We start from the raw sequence: 14,129 nt of genomic DNA, 5'->3' as shown, positions 1-14,129 counted from the left end.
AACAGTGGGCCATAAGGGTGTGGCAACACTGAGCGACAGCAGTTCAGGGGTTGAGCGGTTATGTGTGCTCTAACTCACCTGCATGGCCAATTGGAAATCCATGTATTCGTAAGCGATCCGTTGCGCCTGCTCCGTGTCGAAAGCGTCTCCCGACAGGGCGCCGCGCAACCACAAACCGTCGATCAGGGCCGCCAGGCCTCGGGCTGCTTTGCGTGCGCGGGGCAGCGGCAGCACTCGGCGAAACTGGCAGCACAGGTTGGAATACAGACGTTGATCGTTGATCCGCTGCAACCTGTGCAATGACGGGTGGTGCATGCTGGTGGCCCAAAAAGCCAACCAGGTTTTCATTGCCGGGCCGTTGACCTGGCTGGCGTCGAAGTTGCCTTCGATAATCACCTGGAGGTGCGCCCGTGGGCTGTCATCCTTCAGGGCACGCCTGCGTTCGTGGACGTTGTCGATCAGCGCGTTCATCAGGTAACGCATCGTCGCTGCGATCAGGCCGTTCTTGTCCTGAAAGTAGTGACTGATGATGCCGTTCGAGACGCCGGCCAAGCGGGCGATCAGCGCAATGCTGGCATCCCCCATCCCGACCTGATCGATGGCCGTCAACGTGGCTTCGATCAACTGCTGGCGGCGTATGGGTTGCATACCGACCTTGGGCATGTAGCACCTCTCCTTAGGCCTGCCGATGGGCGATAAACGTCCGTCGGCTTGATGGCCAGTCTATTTTGTTTTGATTGAACGTTCAATCAACAAAGAATAAGATCTGCGACAAATGGTCGCTGCCTACAGGTATTTCCTACAAATGGGCCGCGACATCTGACACCTGCAAAAATCCTTGAAACAGGCCGTATCAGGGCCTGGCCACCGCTTCGGCGGGGTTCAGGAATTTTCGGGGTGTCTTTATAACACCCGTCCGTCGACTGCCGAAAAATCGATGTCCCGGGATAACCGTTGCCTTGTGTTTCTCTCTCGCACTGCCCGGAGCATCTGCGCCATGAGTTCTGCCTCTCTTATAAAGACCCCGCCGGAAAAGGTCCGGGTCAACGGTTGGGTGTTCTACACCTCCACCGCGCTGATTCTGTTGTTGACCGCCATTCTGATCATCGCCCCGCAGGAGGCCGGGCGCATGCTCGGCGTTGCACAGGCCTGGCTTTCCAAAAGCTTCGGCTGGTACTACATGGTGGTCATCGCCGCCTACCTCGTGTTTGTGGTGGGCCTGGCGTTTTCGTCCTACGGCAAGTTGAAACTGGGCAGCAAGGACGACACCCCGGACTTCAGCTACGGCGCCTGGGCCGGCATGCTGTTCTCGTCCGGCATCGGCATCTCGCTGCTGTACTTCGGTGCGTCCGAGCCTCTGGACCACTACTTCAACCCGCCTGAAGGCGCCGCCGCCAGCAACGGCGCCGCGCGCCAGGCGCTGCAACTGACCTTCCTGCACTGGGGCCTGCATGGCTGGGCGATCTACGCCCTGGTCGGCCTGGCCGTGGCGTACTTTGCGTACCGCCACAACCAACCGCTGGCCTTGCGCTCGGCACTCTACCCACTGGTGGGCGAGCGTTGGGTGAAAGGTGCGGCCGGTCACGCGGTGGACGGCTTCGGCATGTTCGTGACCCTGCTGGGCCTGGTGACCAACCTGGGCATTGGCTCGATGCAGGTGTCGTCGGGGTTGGAAAACCTGTTCGGCATGCAGCACAGCAACACCAACCTGCTGATCGTGATCATCGTGATGAGCACCGTGGCGACCATCGCCGCCGTGTCGGGTGTGGAGAACGGCATTCGCCGCCTGTCCAACCTCAACATCGTGCTGTTCAGCGGCTTGCTGATCTTTGTGCTGCTGTTCGGTCCGACCCTGCACTTGCTCAACGGCTTTGTGCAGAACATCGGCGACTACATGAACGGCCTGGTGCTGAAAACCTTTGACCTTTATGTGTACGAAGGCGACGCCGACAAGACCGAGCGCTGGATGGGCCTGTGGACCCTGTTCTACTGGGCGTGGTGGATTTCCTGGGCCCCATTCGTCGGCATGTTCATCGCGCGTATTTCCCGTGGTCGCACGGTGCGTGAGCTGGTGGCGGGCGTGCTGTTGATTCCACTGGGTTTCACCCTGGCGTGGCTGTCGATCTTCGGCAACTCGGCCCTGGACCTGGTGCTGAACCACGGTGCGGTGGAGTTGGGCAAGACGGCGCTGGAACAACCGTCCATGGCCATTTACCAACTGCTTGAGCATTACCCGGCGTCGAAAATCGTCATCGGTGTGTCGATCTTCGTAGGCTTCGTGCTGTTCCTGACCCCGGCGGATTCCGGCGCGGTGATGATGGCCAACCTTTCGTGCAAAGGCGGCAACGTGGACGAAGATGCGCCGCACTGGCTGCGGATCTTCTGGTCGGCGGTGATCACCCTGGTGACCATCGGCCTGCTGTTTGCCGGTAACTTCGAAGCCATGCAAACCATGGTGGTGCTGGCAGGGCTGCCGTTCTCGGTGGTGCTGATTTTCTTCATGTTTGGCTTGCACAAGGCGATGCGCCAGGACGTGGCCATCGAACAAGAGCAGGCGCAACTGGCAGAGCGTGGCCGTCGTGGTTTCAGCGAGCGTTTGACTGCGCTGGACCTGCAACCGAGCCAAGGCACTGTGCAGCGTTTCATGGACAAGCACGTCACGCCGGCGCTGGAAGAAGCCGCGAGCGCGCTGCGTGAGCAGGGCCTCGAAGTGCAGACCTTGCTCGGCAAGTCCAAGCGTTGCATCGGTGTGCGGATCGAGATGGAAGAGGGCAACCCGTTTGTCTACGAAGTGAGCCTGGATGCTTACTCGTCGGCACCGACCGACCTGCCCGAGGAAGAGCGCACCCGTTACTACCGGGCCGAGGTCTACCTGCACAACGGACCTCAGGAATACGACCTGATGGGCTTTACCCAGGAACAGATCACCCGGGACGTGCTCGATCAGTTTGAAAGCCATCGGCAGCTCCTTGGCCGTGTCTATAGCTGATGATTGAGCTGTGCGGCGCCGTCACTGGTGCCGCTGTTTCATGATTGAAATGAGGTCAACTGTGGGAGCTGGCTTGCCTGCGATTGCAATGGTGAATTCACCACCGCTATCGCAGGCAAGCCAGCTCCCACATCGACCGCATTTCTTTAGTTGGATTTAGCCCAGGTTCTTGCCTAGCAAGGCGTGGTACAGCTCGCTGTCCCCCAGAATCCCCACCACCTGGTTGTTGTCATGCAACACCAGCTTGTTCCCCGTGTGATACCGAATCTGCAGCGCATCGCGCATGCCGATGTTCGAATCCACCAGCGTCGGTATCCGGCCCAGGCCTTCCACCGCTTGCCCCGGCGCCCAGTTCTGCAGGTTCATCACCGCGCCATTCTGGCGGGCACCTTTGATGGTGTTGCCTTCGGCCAGGTCCAGCCACGAGTCGCCGCCCGGGTCCAGGCACACTGAACCGTTGACGCGTTTGCAGTTGTCCAGGGTGCGCATCAGGCTGCGGCCGCACAGCACGTTCAGCGGGTTGGTATGGGCGACGAAGGTGCGCACATAGTCATCGGCCGGGTTCAGCACGATCTCTTCCGGCACGCTGTACTGGATGATCTTGCCGTCTTTCATGATCGCGATACGGCTGCCGAGCTTGAGTGCTTCGTCGAGGTCGTGGCTCACGAACACGATGGTCTTGCTCAGCTTGCGTTGCAGTTCCAACAGCTCGTCCTGCAAGCCCTGGCGGATCAGCGGGTCGAGGGCGGAGAAGGGTTCGTCCATCAGCAGGATGTCGGCGTCCATCGCCAGTGCACGGGCCAGGCCCACGCGCTGCTGCATGCCACCGGAGAGTTCATCGGGCTTCTTGTTGCGCCACTGGGTCAGGCCCACCAGCTCGAGTTTTTCATCCACCAGCTTGCGCCGGTCTTTCTCCGGACGGCCCTGCATCTCAAGGCCGAAACTGATGTTCTCGCGCACCGTCAGCCATGGCATCAGGGCGAACTTCTGGAACACCATGGCAATGCGCTTGGTGCGCATCATTTTCAGCTCGGCGGGGGTGCAGGAGGCGATGTCGATCTGGCGACCTTCATGCTCCACGAACAACTGGCCACGGCTGACGGTGTTGAGGCCGTTGATGCAACGCAGCAAGCTCGACTTGCCCGAGCCCGACAGGCCCATCAGCACGCAGATCTCGCCTTTCTCGATGTCCAGGCTGGCTTTTTCAACGCCGACAATCTGCCCGGTCTTTTTCAGGATCTCGTTGCGGTGCATCCCCTGGTCCAGCAGCTTGAGCGCTTCGCGTGGGTCCTTGGAGAAGATCACATCGACATTGTCGAATCGGATAATGCTCATGCATCACCCCCTACTTTGGCGTCGGGTTGTTTGCAGATGCGGTCGAGCATGATGGCCAGCAACACGATTGCCAGGCCGGCTTCAAAGCCCAGGGCGATGTCGGCGGTGTTCAGTGCGTTGACCACCGGTTTGCCGAGGCCGTCGGCGCCGACCAGGGCCGCGATCACCACCATCGACAACGACAGCATGATGCATTGGGTAATGCCGGCAGCGATGCTCGGCATGGCGTGGGGCAGTTCAATGCGCGAGAGCAACTGACGGCGCGAGCAGCCAAAGGCCTTGCCGGCGTCCATCAATTCTTGCGGGACGTCTCGGATGCCCAGGTAGGTCAGGCGGATAGGCGCGGCAATCGCGAACACCACCGTGGAAATCAACCCAGGCACCACACCCAGCCCGAAGAGGGTCAGGGTAGGGATGAGGTAGACGAAGGTCGGTACGGTCTGCATCAGATCGAGCACCGGCCGCATCATGGTGTAGAACATCGGTTTGTGCGCGGCAACAATGCCCAGCGGCACGCCGATGACCACGCAGACCAGGGTGGCGAACAACACCTGCGCGAGGGTTTCCATGGTTTCCTGCCAGTACCCCAGGTTCAGGATCAGCAGGAAGGAGGCGATGACAAAAACAGTCAGGCCCCATTTGCGTTGAATGAAGTGAGCCAGCAGTGCAATCAGACCGATCAATGCCAGCGGATTGAACCAGGTCAGCGCAAACGTCACGCCGTGGATCATCGTTTCCAGCGTCGATGCAATTGCGTCGAAGTAGTTGGCACCGTGTTTGGTCAACCATTCGACGAAGGCAGCGATGTACTGGCCTAGTGGGATTTTCTGTTCAGTCAGCATGGTAGTGAATGTCCACATGCGAAAGGGAAAACATCCCGGGGCAGCGCACCGCCCCGGGGTCAGCGATTACTTGGCGAGATAAGCTTTAACGGCCTCCAGACCTGGTTTGCCATCAACGGTGGTGACACCGGCGAGCCAGGTGTCGAGCACTTGCGGGTTGGCCTTGAGCCAGGCCTTGGCGGCGACGTCGGGTTTCTGTTTGTCGTCCAGGACTTTACCCATCAGGGTGCTTTCCATGTTCAGGGTGAACACCAGGTTTTTCAGCAGCTGGCCAACGTTGCTGCATTCCTGGGTGTAACCCTTGCGGGTGTTGGTGTAGATGGTGGCCTGGCCGTAGTTGGGGCCGAACGAATCGTCACCCCCGGTCAGGTACTTCATCTTGAAGCGGGTGTTCATCGGGTGCGGTTCCCAGCCGAGGAACACGATGGCCTGGTCGCGCTTGGTGGCGCGTTCCACTTGCGACAGCATCCCGGCTTCGCTGGACTCGACCACTTTGAAGCCAGCGGTTTTCAGGCCGAAGGCATCTTTGTCGATGAGGGTCTGGATGGTGCGGTTGCCGTCGTTACCCGGCTCGATGCCGTAGATCTTGCCGCCCAGCTCATCCTTGAATTTGGCGATATCGGCGAAATCTTTAAGGCCTTTGTTGTACAGCGCCTCGGGCACCGCCAGGGTGTACTTGGCGTTTTCGAGGTTGGCGCGGACGGTTTCCACGGTGCCGGCATCACGGTACTGCTTGATGTCGTTTTCCATGGTCGGCATCCAGTTGCCGAGGAAGATGTCCATGTTCTTGCCGTCAGCCAGGGACTTGTAGGTCACTGGCACCGAAATCATCGTGGTGCGGGGCTTGTAGCCCAGGCCCTTGAGGACTTCGCTGGTGGTCGCGGTCGTGACGGTAATGTCGGTCCAGCCGACATCGGAGAAGTTGACGGTCTGACATTGTGCCGGTTCTGCAGCGTGCGCCAGGACTGGCAGACTCAACATGGCGGCCAACAACAACGAGGGTGAACCTTTCATGGGGCTAGACTCCTGTGTTTTTTCTGGCGGCGTTCGCCGCGCTTTATAGGTGTTGCGGTTGGTGCGTGCGACAACAGCTCTGGCACGGTGCCTTGCAAACGAGTCGAGACTGATCATGTACCAGTGAAAATCTGACGCCTACAGGGGGCGTCGTATCCAGTACAGGGATGGTCGTATCCAGTGTCGGTGACGTCGCTTACAGATTTTTTCCACGGCAAAACTGCGGTTTTTACCGATCTGCACCGCTAAAAACGGCCAAAACAAGTGATCGAACGCGAGCGACGTTACTGAGCATGGTCACGTCGGTGTGAGACGCCGTGATGACGGATAAAAGCTAGATGATGCCGCCATCTGGGCGATCTGAGCGTAGCAGCTCCTTGGTGCCTGGCCTGTTCACCCGAGGAGTTGCACGGCAATGGCTATCAGTGTTTTCGACCTGTTCAAGATCGGCATCGGGCCTTCGAGTTCTCACACCGTCGGCCCCATGCGCGCCGCGGCATTGTTCGTCCAGGCACTGCGTGAACGTGAATGGTTGGAACAAGTGCGGCGCGTCGAAGTTCAGCTCTATGGCTCGCTGTCCGCCACGGGCATCGGCCATGGCAGCGATACCGCCACCATCATGGGCTTGATGGGGGAATGGCCGGATGCAATCGACCCTTCGCAGATCGGCCTGCGTATTCACACCTTGCGCGAAACCGACACGCTGCTGCTGGACGGGCGTTTGCCGGTGCCGTTCGTGTGGGCACGGGACATGCGCCTGCTCGACGAAAACCTGCCGTTCCATCCCAACGCCATGACCCTGGTGGTGTACGGCGATGACGGCGAACTGCACCGCGACACCTACTATTCAGTCGGCGGCGGTTTTGTGGTGGATGAGGCCCAGGCGCAAAGCGGCGTGGCCGACATGGACCGCACCGAGTTGCCTTACGATTTCTCCAGCGCGGTGGAGTTGCTGCAGCTGTGCAAGACCCACAACCTGCGCGTGGCCGAGTTGATGATGGCCAATGAAAAGGTGTGGCGCTCTGAAGAAGAGATCCGCAGCGGCCTGATGAAGCTCTGGCGCGCCATGCAAGATTGCGTGGAGCAGGGCCTCAAGCACGAGGGCATCCTGCCCGGTGGCCTGAACGTGCGCCGGCGTGCGGCCAAGTTGCATCGCAGCCTGCAGGAATTGAACAAGCCCAATGTGATCGGTTCGACCTTGAGCGCCATGGAATGGGTCAACCTGTTCGCCCTGGCGGTCAACGAAGAAAACGCCGCCGGTGGGCGCATGGTCACCGCACCGACCAATGGCGCGGCGGGGATCATCCCGGCGGTGCTGCACTACTTTATGAAGTTCAGCGAGGACGTCACCGAAGCCAACGTGGTCGACTACCTGCTCGGCGCGGCGGCGGTGGGCATCCTGTGCAAGAAAAACGCTTCGATCTCAGGCGCCGAGGTGGGCTGCCAGGGCGAAGTGGGCTCGGCCTGCGCCATGGCGGCGGCCGGCTTGGCGGAAATCCTCGGCGCTACCCCGGAGCAATTGTGTAACGCCGCTGAAATCGGTTTGGAACATAACCTCGGCCTTACCTGCGACCCGGTGGGCGGGTTGGTGCAGGTGCCGTGCATCGAGCGTAATGCGATTGCGGCGGTGAAGGCGATCAACGCGGCGCAGATGGCCTTGCGCGGGGATGGCCAGCATTTCATCTCCCTGGACCGGGTGATCCGCACCATGCGCGATACCGGGGCGGACATGCATGACAAGTACAAAGAGACATCGCGGGGTGGGTTGGCGGTGAGTGCCGTGGAATGTTGAGCCTTTGAAATGGCTATCGCCGGCAAGCCGGCTCCTACAGGAGTGCGCGTTCCATTGTAGGAGCCCGGCTTGCCGGCGATAGCGTCAGCCCAGGCAACATTGCGCATAAAGTGAACACCCGGATCCAAAAGCGCCACCTTTTAGCGCGTCGCAAACAGATAAGTAGCTCCCAAACGATTTCCCGCCTGACCCCTCGTCATCCGCGCTTGCGGTGACAGACTTCTCCCACACCCGCAAAGCGCCTTCCCACAAGTGCTACCGATCTGCTCACACCCCTCAGGTAGGCCTGCTCCTACGCCCATTTCGGGTCATATCCCGCACATACCGCGCGGGCTTATATAGACGCGTCATGAGGTCGTTTTTAGGAGTTATTGGACGGCCATTCAATTTTAGGCATGGCATTTGCTCTATCAATTCAAAGCCTCGTTCTGTGTCGCAGACGAGCGCAATAACAAGAGCCTCGCCTGAGGCCATCACCCGCTTTGTGTGAGGAGATACCGCGATGACGTCGTTCAACTCCGGGGCCCAACCCCAGAACCGTGCGCCTCAATCCATCGGCTTTTTGCTGCTGGACAATTTCACGCTGATTTCCCTGGCTTCCGCAGTCGAACCGCTGCGCATGGCCAACCAACTCTCCGGCCGCGAGCTGTATCGCTGGACCACCTTGAGTGTTGACGGAAACCAGGTGTGGGCCAGCGACGGTCTGCAGATCACCCCCGATGCCTCCATGCACAAAGCCCCAGCCCTGGACACCGTGATTGTGTGCGGCGGCGTGGGTATCCAACGCACCGTGACCCGTGAGCACGTGTCGTGGCTGCAAAGCCAGGCGCGCCAGTCCCGCCGCCTTGGCGCGGTGTGCACCGGCAGCTGGGCCCTGGCCTGTGCCGGTTTGCTGGACGGGTTCGATTGCAGCGTGCACTGGGAATGCCTGGCGTCGATGCAGGAAGCCTTCCCCCGCGTGGCCATGAGCACACGCCTGTTCACCCTCGACCGTAACCGCTTCACCAGTTCGGGCGGCACCGCACCGCTGGACATGATGCTGCACCTGATCAGCCGCGACCACGGCCGTGAACTGTCGGCCGCCATCTCTGAGATGTTCGTGTACGAACGCATCCGCAACGAACAGGACCACCAGCGTGTGCCGCTCAAGCACATGCTCGGCACCAACCAGCCGAAGCTGCAGGAAATCGTCGCGCTGATGGAAGCCAACCTGGAAGAGCCGATCGACCTGGACGAACTGGCGGTGTATGTCGCCGTGTCCCGTCGTCAGCTGGAGCGCCTGTTCCAGAAATACCTGCACTGCTCGCCGTCGCGCTACTACCTCAAGCTGCGCCTGATACGTGCACGGCAGTTGCTCAAGCAAACACCGATGTCGATCATCGAAGTGGCGTCGGTGTGCGGGTTTGTCTCCACGCCGCACTTCTCCAAGTGCTACCGCGAATACTTCGGCATTCCACCACGGGATGAGCGCGTAGGCTCCAACACCACCCAACAGGTGGCGATGATGCCGATTCCGCAGGCGCTGGTGTTGTCACCGTTGTCGGGGCCGATGTCGGCGTTGAGCCAGGCGCGTAATGAGTCGACGTTTGCCAGCGTGAGGCTCTAGACCGAGTCGCCTTCATCGCAGGCAAGCCAGCTCCCACAGTTGGAACGCATTCCCCTGTAGGAGCTGGCTTGCCTGCGATAGCTATGTATCAGGCGCCAGAGTTCTGCTTGAACTGCACCAACGCCGGCAACAACTGCTTGTCGATCGCCTGGCGCACCGCCGGCAAGATCGTCGCGCTGCCGGTGTACATCTGTTCCACCATGCCCTTGAGTGCCTTGGCCCGAGCCGCACTCAAGCCGCGTACCGCGCACTCGCAAGCCTGCTCAGCGGTGGCGCCGCTGGACACTTCAAAACCCAGCGAGCGCAGGTGGCCCAGCAGGTCATCCTGGTCAATCAAATCCGCGTGCATCATGGCGTTTTTCCTGGTGTAGGGAGCGGGGTCTGACCTCGATTCTGGTAGCCCCCCGAGCGGTCGGCAAGGGCAGAATCAACGAATGCCTCAGATGGCTATGAGCATGTCGTTTTCGGGCCATTTACCGACAGCAGTAATAGGCACACTGAATGCCAGGCAAGCACCTTGAAGGTTTGGTCACCCTCGGGATGTCACGCTCACACCAAGCGCTCTGCCCCGATCCAGTCACGGCTGGGTTGGGGCTTTTTTTGCCTGGGTTTTGTGGTGTTTGTACCGGCCTCATCGCAGGCAAGCCAGCTCCCACATTTGACCGAGTTCCACCTTTGGAATGCGTACCCCTGTAGGAGCCGGCTTGCCGGCGATGGCCGCACCTCGGTCTACCTTTGCAATACCAATATCCTGGACAACAACTCATCCCGATCGATATAGCACCCCTGAAAATGCCGCGCCCCGGACGCCGGGTCGAATGCATTGCGCGCATGCAACGTCCGGCGGTTATCAAAGCACCACAACTCACCCGGATTCAGGCGCTGTACCACGCGGAAACGCTCCTCCCGCGTCATCGCAATAAACCGCCGATACGCGCGGTAGAGCAGTGGCATCTGCTCCACGCTGGCCTCGAACGGCCCGCGTAGAAAGTTAGCCATGCGGATCTCCGCCACTTCGCCCAGGGCATCCAGCGCGATGATCGGTGCGAGCCGGCGGTAGTCGCTGTGGCGGTCCTTGTTGCGAAATTCCACGGGGATCTCACACAGTGCACGAAACGCCTCGGGGTCTTCGTTGCGCAGGGCCTGGGCGATGGCAAACCCGTCGACAAAAATGCTCTCGCCACCGTCGGCGTCGTTCACCAGGCAATGCAGGAATTGCAGGCCCGGTTGCAGCTCCCGCGTCGGCAAATCACTGTGCAGCGGCAGGTTGAACGCGGTGTAGGCATTGCTGTCGGCATCGGCCTTGGATTGCACGTTGAACAGCACGCCGAAGTTGCTCTCGCGGATGAACGAAATGCGCTTGGCGATGAACGCCAGTGAGCCGGGCTCGGTGGGCACGCCACGGATTTGCGTCAGGCCGGTGTCGCGCAAGGCCAGCAGCCATTGCAGCAATGTGTCGGGGTCTTGCATGACCGCCGCATAGTCGAAAACCGGCAGGTTGAAACGGCTGTCCCACAGCTGGGACTTGGGCTTTGCCGCCCGTCGTTCAGCGCGGGATTCATCATCGTAGGCATGGGCCCGCAACCAGCCGGAATCGTACCGGCTGTGGTGGCCGCCGCTCCATTCCACGCTCAGGTCACCTTGCACGATGTGCGCGCTGATTGCGGTGAGCTGTTCGTCCACATCGACGATCTCCAGCACCTGCTCGCGGGTCACGCTGTACACGCACTGCGCGCACGGGCAGTTGTCCCGCAGCCACTGATGGTGGAAAGGGCTGACCCGCCCATCGGCCCAGCGCACACGAATCTGATCGTCGAGTACCTGGACCTCGTCGAGGTCACAGATCTTCGGGTAGGTACGGAAATCGGCAACAGCGGCGGCGGTTTGCATGGTGGCTCCTTGTTTTTATTTTTTGGGTGGCAGTCCAATCACTCGGCCAAGCAGGGCGGGGCGTGGCAGGTCGGCCTGTTCTGCGCTGATGGCCGTGAGTTTTTCCAGCGTGGCCTCGGTGAACGGCGCGGAGTGCGGGCCGGCGAGGTCGACGTGCAGCAGCATCTGTTCGTTGCCCGCCAATTCCTTCTCGTCGCCCACGAGGTGCAGGCTGTGATAGAGGTGCAGGCGCTTGGCGTCATGGGCGATGAGTTGGGTGTGCACCTCCACCTCGGCGCCGAGTTTCACTTCGTGCAGGTAGTTCAGGTGCAGCTCGAGGGTGAACAGCGAATGACCGCTGGCTTCGCGGTTTTCGCTGTCCAGGCCCAGGGTGTCCATCAGCGCATCGGTGGCGTAGCTGAAGATCAGCAGATAGAACGCATCGCGCAGATGGCCGTTGTAGTCCACCCAGTCGGGCTGGATGTGGGTGGTGTAGGTCGTCAGTGCAGGCATGACATAAATTCCGGGTAGGTACTCGGTCAACTGTAGGAGCCGGCTTGCCGGCGATGGCGTCCTTGAGGGGGCTATCGCCGGCAAGCCGGCTCCTACAGGGATCAACAGCGGTTATTCAGCGAATGCCATGCCGTGCTTTTCCTTGGTGGTCTTCACCGCTTCCAGCACCGCCAGCAAGCAATCATCACGATAGCGTTCCAGCGCCGAAATGCTGCGCTTGCCCAACTGATCACTGGTGCCGTCGACCACATCGTCAATCAGCTTGTCGGTCAGCTCCGGCGCCGGCAGGTAGGTCCACGGCAGTTGCAACGCCGGGCCGAATTGCGCCATGAAGTGCCGCATACCGGCATCGCCACCGGCCAGGGTGTAGGTGAGGAAGGTGCCCATGAACGACCAGCGCAGGCCTGCGCCAAAGCGGATCGCGTCGTCGATTTCGCCGGTGGTGGCCACGCCGTCATTGACCAGGTGCAGCGCCTCGCGCCACAGCGCTTCGAGCAGGCGGTCGGCAATGAAACCCGGGACTTCCTTGCGCACGTGCAGCGGGCGCATGCCGAGGGATTCATACACCTTGATCGCGGCTTGAATGGCCTCTGGTGCGGTGTTCTTGCCACCCACCACTTCCACCAGCGGCAGCAGGTAAACCGGGTTGAACGGGTGGCCGACCACGCAGCGTTCCGGGTGGGTCGAGCCTTCATAGAATTCGCTCGGCAACAGGCCGGACGTGCTGGAACCGATCAATGCATTGGGCTTGGCCGCGGCGCTGATCTTGCTGTGCAATTCCAGCTTCAGCTCGAGACGTTCCGGAGCGCTTTCCTGGATGAAGTCGGCGTCTTTCACGCACTCCTCGATTGTGGCGACAAAGCGCAGGCGGTCCTGGGATGCACCCGGTGCCAGGCCTTGTTTCTCAAGGGCGCCCCAGGCATTGGCGACACGTTTGCGCAGCGCAGCTTCGGCGCCGGGCGCCGGGTCCCAGGCCACGACGTCCAGGCCATGGGCCAGGGCGCGGGATACCCAGCCGCTGCCGATGACACCGCTGCCGAGGGCGGCGAAGGTTTTGATTTCGGTGATAAAGCTCATGGCATATTCCTGAATGGAGGCAGTGTAGGAGCCGGCTTGCCGGCGATGGCGTCAGAGGCATCGCCACAGGCATGAGGGCCTCATCGCCGGCAAGCCGGCTCCTACAGGGTTGGTTGTGTTCTGAAAGGATCAGCCGCGCTTGGTCAGGCCCATCTTCACGCGCCCTTCGGCCGGGGTCATGACCCGTGCGCCCAGGCGGCTGAGGATTTCACTGGCGCGTTCCACCAGCTGGCCGTTGGTGGCGAGCACACCCTTGTCCAGCCACAGGTTGTCTTCCAGGCCAACCCGCACGTTGCCGCCCAGCAGCACCGCTTGCGCGGCCATCGGCATTTGCATGCGGCCGATGCCGAAGCCCGCCCACACGGCGTTGGCCGGCAGGTTATCGACCATGGCTTTCATGGTGGTGGTGTCGGCCGGAGCGCCCCACGGGATGCCCAGGCACAGTTGGAACAGCGGGTCGTCCAGCAGGCCTTCCTTGATCATCTGCTTGGCGAACCACAGGTGGCCGGTGTCGAAGATTTCCAGCTCGGCCTTCACGCCCAGCTCCTGGATGCGTTTGGCGCCGGCGCGCAGTTGCGCAGGGGTGGAGACGTAAATGGTGTCGCCATCGCCGAAGTTCAGGGTGCCGCAGTCCAGGGTGCAGATTTCTGGCAGCAGCTCTTCCACATGGGCCAGGCGGGTCAGCGGGCCGACCAGGTCGGTGTTGGGGCCGAACTCCATCGGGTTCTCGCCGCCACCGATCTCCAGGTCGCCGCCCATGCCGGCGGTGAGGTTGACGATGATGTCGATGTCGGCCTCGCGGATGCGCTCCATCACTTCGCGGTACAGGGCCACGTCGCGGCTGAACTTGCCGGTTTGTGGGTCACGCACATGGCAGTGCACAACCGTGGCGCCGGCCTTGGCGGCTTCTACCGCCGCGGCGGCGATTTGTTTGGGAGTGACCGGCACGTGTGGGCTTTTGCTGGTCGTGTCGCCAGCACCGGTGAGTGCGCAGGTGATGATGACGTCGTGATTCATGAGGCGGTTCCTTACAGGCGGGCGTAATGGTGCCGTTCGCAGCCAGGAGCGGCTGCGAAGCGGTGATTCAAATCA

12 protein-coding genes are annotated in these 14,129 nt (G+C 61.0%); 3 read left to right on the top strand and 9 right to left on the bottom strand.

Annotated features, from left to right (window positions below; genetic code table 11):
- Positions 1 to 69: 69 nt before the first annotated feature.
- The gene (betI, locus tag HX792_RS14230) at positions 70 to 663 is read right to left on the bottom strand and encodes a transcriptional regulator BetI (protein ID WP_176996694.1); all 594 of its coding nucleotides are present in this window, start codon (positions 661 to 663) and stop codon (positions 70 to 72) included.
- 391 nt (positions 664 to 1,054) lie between these two features.
- On the opposite strand from betI, the gene HX792_RS14225 reads away from it, so the two are divergent.
- On the top strand, positions 1,055 to 2,989 hold the full coding sequence (locus HX792_RS14225; RefSeq protein WP_371319357.1) for a BCCT family transporter: 1,935 nt from the start codon (positions 1,055 to 1,057) through the stop codon (positions 2,987 to 2,989).
- Positions 2,990 to 3,145: 156 nt separating this feature from the next.
- Here the strand turns inward: HX792_RS14225 and choV are convergent, their stop codons facing one another.
- The 3 genes from choV to HX792_RS14210 all read right to left on the bottom strand — a co-directional run bounded on the left by choV (position 3,146) and on the right by HX792_RS14210 (position 6,180).
- Positions 3,146 to 4,324 carry a choline ABC transporter ATP-binding protein gene (choV, locus tag HX792_RS14220; protein WP_176996692.1) on the bottom strand — a complete coding sequence of 393 codons (1,179 nt, stop codon included), beginning with the start codon at positions 4,322 to 4,324 and terminating at the stop codon, positions 3,146 to 3,148.
- On the bottom strand, positions 4,321 to 5,166 hold the full coding sequence (gene choW, locus HX792_RS14215) for a choline ABC transporter permease subunit (protein WP_010565949.1): 846 nt from the start codon (positions 5,164 to 5,166) through the stop codon (positions 4,321 to 4,323). The genes choV and choW overlap by 4 nt, the downstream gene beginning before the upstream one ends.
- 66 nt (positions 5,167 to 5,232) lie before the next feature.
- A complete protein-coding gene (locus tag HX792_RS14210) occupies positions 5,233 to 6,180 on the bottom strand; it encodes a choline ABC transporter substrate-binding protein (protein WP_176996691.1) in 948 nt (315 codons plus the stop codon).
- A 415-nt stretch (positions 6,181 to 6,595) separates the two neighbouring features.
- Between HX792_RS14210 and HX792_RS14205 the strand changes: the two genes are divergently transcribed.
- Both HX792_RS14205 and HX792_RS14200 read left to right on the top strand, forming a co-directional pair.
- Positions 6,596 to 7,972 carry an L-serine ammonia-lyase gene (locus HX792_RS14205; RefSeq protein ID WP_176996690.1) on the top strand — a complete coding sequence of 459 codons (1,377 nt, stop codon included), beginning with the start codon at positions 6,596 to 6,598 and terminating at the stop codon, positions 7,970 to 7,972.
- A gap of 502 nt (positions 7,973 to 8,474) precedes the next feature.
- Positions 8,475 to 9,578, top strand: a complete 1,104-nt coding sequence (locus tag HX792_RS14200) for a GlxA family transcriptional regulator (protein ID WP_005792167.1) — start codon at positions 8,475 to 8,477, stop codon at positions 9,576 to 9,578.
- A gap of 88 nt (positions 9,579 to 9,666) precedes the next feature.
- Here the strand turns inward: HX792_RS14200 and HX792_RS14195 are convergent, their stop codons facing one another.
- The 5 genes from HX792_RS14195 to HX792_RS14175 form a co-directional block, all read right to left on the bottom strand.
- Positions 9,667 to 9,930, bottom strand: a complete 264-nt coding sequence (locus tag HX792_RS14195; RefSeq protein WP_176996689.1) for a hypothetical protein — start codon at positions 9,928 to 9,930, stop codon at positions 9,667 to 9,669.
- 377 nt (positions 9,931 to 10,307) lie between these two features.
- A complete protein-coding gene (locus tag HX792_RS14190; protein WP_176996688.1) occupies positions 10,308 to 11,468 on the bottom strand; it encodes a gamma-butyrobetaine dioxygenase in 1,161 nt (386 codons plus the stop codon).
- 15 nt (positions 11,469 to 11,483) lie between these two features.
- Positions 11,484 to 11,960 carry a thioesterase family protein gene (locus HX792_RS14185; protein WP_176996687.1) on the bottom strand — a complete coding sequence of 159 codons (477 nt, stop codon included), beginning with the start codon at positions 11,958 to 11,960 and terminating at the stop codon, positions 11,484 to 11,486.
- Positions 11,961 to 12,071: 111 nt separating this feature from the next.
- The gene (locus tag HX792_RS14180) at positions 12,072 to 13,037 is read right to left on the bottom strand and encodes an L-carnitine dehydrogenase (RefSeq protein WP_176996686.1); all 966 of its coding nucleotides are present in this window, start codon (positions 13,035 to 13,037) and stop codon (positions 12,072 to 12,074) included.
- A gap of 129 nt (positions 13,038 to 13,166) precedes the next feature.
- Positions 13,167 to 14,054, bottom strand: a complete 888-nt coding sequence (locus HX792_RS14175) for a 3-keto-5-aminohexanoate cleavage protein (protein ID WP_176996685.1) — start codon at positions 14,052 to 14,054, stop codon at positions 13,167 to 13,169.
- Positions 14,055 to 14,129: the final 75 nt, after the last annotated feature.

It is taken from the genome of Pseudomonas sp. B6002 (genome assembly GCF_013385985.1).
Classification (GTDB): domain Bacteria; phylum Pseudomonadota; class Gammaproteobacteria; order Pseudomonadales; family Pseudomonadaceae; genus Aquipseudomonas.
Note: the sequence above shows the minus strand (reverse complement) of the source record. Positions and strands in the feature narration are given on the sequence as shown.

What these genes read in the sequence shown, in the direction of transcription:
- betI (WP_176996694.1), bottom strand. Translation starts at nt 663, where the DNA reads ATGCCCAAGGTCGGTATGCAACCCATACGCCGCCAGCAGTTGATCGAA.
- choV (WP_176996692.1), bottom strand. Translation starts at nt 4,324, where the DNA reads ATGAGCATTATCCGATTCGACAATGTCGATGTGATCTTCTCCAAGGAC.
- choW (WP_010565949.1), bottom strand. Translation starts at nt 5,166, where the DNA reads ATGCTGACTGAACAGAAAATCCCACTAGGCCAGTACATCGCTGCCTTC.
- HX792_RS14210 (WP_176996691.1), bottom strand. Translation starts at nt 6,180, where the DNA reads ATGAAAGGTTCACCCTCGTTGTTGTTGGCCGCCATGTTGAGTCTGCCA.
- HX792_RS14205 (WP_176996690.1), top strand. Translation starts at nt 6,596, where the DNA reads ATGGCTATCAGTGTTTTCGACCTGTTCAAGATCGGCATCGGGCCTTCG.
- HX792_RS14200 (WP_005792167.1), top strand. Translation starts at nt 8,475, where the DNA reads ATGACGTCGTTCAACTCCGGGGCCCAACCCCAGAACCGTGCGCCTCAA.
- HX792_RS14195 (WP_176996689.1), bottom strand. Translation starts at nt 9,930, where the DNA reads ATGATGCACGCGGATTTGATTGACCAGGATGACCTGCTGGGCCACCTG.
- HX792_RS14190 (WP_176996688.1), bottom strand. Translation starts at nt 11,468, where the DNA reads ATGCAAACCGCCGCCGCTGTTGCCGATTTCCGTACCTACCCGAAGATC.
- HX792_RS14185 (WP_176996687.1), bottom strand. Translation starts at nt 11,960, where the DNA reads ATGCCTGCACTGACGACCTACACCACCCACATCCAGCCCGACTGGGTG.
- HX792_RS14180 (WP_176996686.1), bottom strand. Translation starts at nt 13,037, where the DNA reads ATGAGCTTTATCACCGAAATCAAAACCTTCGCCGCCCTCGGCAGCGGT.
- HX792_RS14175 (WP_176996685.1), bottom strand. Translation starts at nt 14,054, where the DNA reads ATGAATCACGACGTCATCATCACCTGCGCACTCACCGGTGCTGGCGAC.